Source organism: Fodinibius sediminis (assembly GCF_900182555.1).
GTDB lineage: Bacteria > Bacteroidota > Rhodothermia > Balneolales > Balneolaceae > Fodinibius > Fodinibius sediminis.
In genome coordinates this window covers 1-1,323 of record NZ_FXTH01000044.1, presented here as the reverse complement: position 1 = coordinate 1,323, position 1,323 = coordinate 1, and the positions used below count along the sequence as shown (strand labels likewise).

Below are 1,323 nucleotides of genomic sequence, written 5' to 3'. Positions count from 1 at the left end.
GAGAGTGTAAATCTAACTCTGTCTGAGTTTGGTAACGTAAAACTTACTAACTTAGGCAAATCATGACACAAAAAGAACTAGATAAACTGCAAGAAAAAGCGTTGGCTCAGCTTAAATCAGGTGAGTCATTGTTTGGCAAGGATGGGGCATTCGCTCCGATGCTTCAAAGCTTCATCGAGGCGGCCCTGGAGGCCGAGATGGATGCTCACTTGGACCCCGATGAGCGCAACAAAGGCAACAAACGCAATGGCAAAGGTTCCAAAACTATTAAAAGCTCGGCAGGTTCTTTCGAGATCGAGACTCCTCAGGACCGCCAGAGCAGCTTCGATCCTCAGCTGATCAAAAAGCGGGAAACAGTTTTGGCGGATAGTCTACAGGATAAGATTCTCGGCCTTTACGGGCTGGGAATGAGTCTTCGAGACATCAGCGCTCACATCAAGGAAATGTATGACACGGAGCTCTCTCATACCGTCCTATCCCAGATTACCGATCGGATCATTCCTGAGGTTAAAGCCTGGCAGTCCCGTCCGCTGGAAGCCGTCTATTGCATCGTCTGGCTGGATGCGATGCACTACAAGGTCCGAGACGAAGGCCGGGTGACCCACAAGGCGCTCTACAATATTCTGGGCATCAACCGTGAGGGCTATAAGCAGGTGCTGGGATGTTATGTCTCTGAGAGCGAAGGAGCCAACTTCTGGCTGCAGGTACTCTCAGACATGCAGAACCGAGGCTTGGAGGACATCCTGATTGCCTGTACGGACAACCTTACCGGATTCAAAGAAGCCATCGAGAGTGTGTATCCCAAGGCCGACGTGCAAAGCTGCATTGTTCACCAAATTCGCAACTCCCTGAAGTACGTAGCCAGCAAGGATCAAAAGGAGTTCATGCGGGATCTGAAGCGAGTCTATCGGGCTGACACCAAGGATCTGGCTGAGTTAGCCCTGGATGAGTTGGCCAGCAAATGGGAGTCAAAATATCCCGTTGTCATCGGCTCTTGGCGTGATAATTGGGAGAAACTAACGACCTATTTCCAGTATACACAGCCGATTCGTAAGCTCATATATACAACTAATGCGGTGGAAGGCTATCACCGGCAACTGCGTAAAGTGACAAAGACCAAAGGTGCTTTTACCAGCGACATGGCCTTGCTCAAGTTGGTGTATCTGGCCACTAAAAATATTGAGAAGAAATGGACGAGTCCGTTGCAAAACTGGGCCTTAACCGTTCAGCAGCTAGCCATTCGATTTGGAGATCGGCTGCCACTGGACTTAACCCGTAACCCTGAAAAATAAACAAACCGGACAGAGTTTAGTTTACACACCC

General features: G+C 49.4%; 1 protein-coding gene. It reads left to right on the top strand.

Going from position 1 to position 1,323, the window contains the following annotated elements:
- The first annotated feature begins 62 nt into the window (after positions 1-62).
- Complete coding sequence (locus tag FN808_RS18750; RefSeq protein ID WP_142716152.1) at positions 63-1,292, top strand: IS256 family transposase; 1,230 nt, start codon at positions 63-65, stop codon at positions 1,290-1,292.
- The last annotated feature ends 31 nt before the right edge of the window (positions 1,293-1,323 follow it).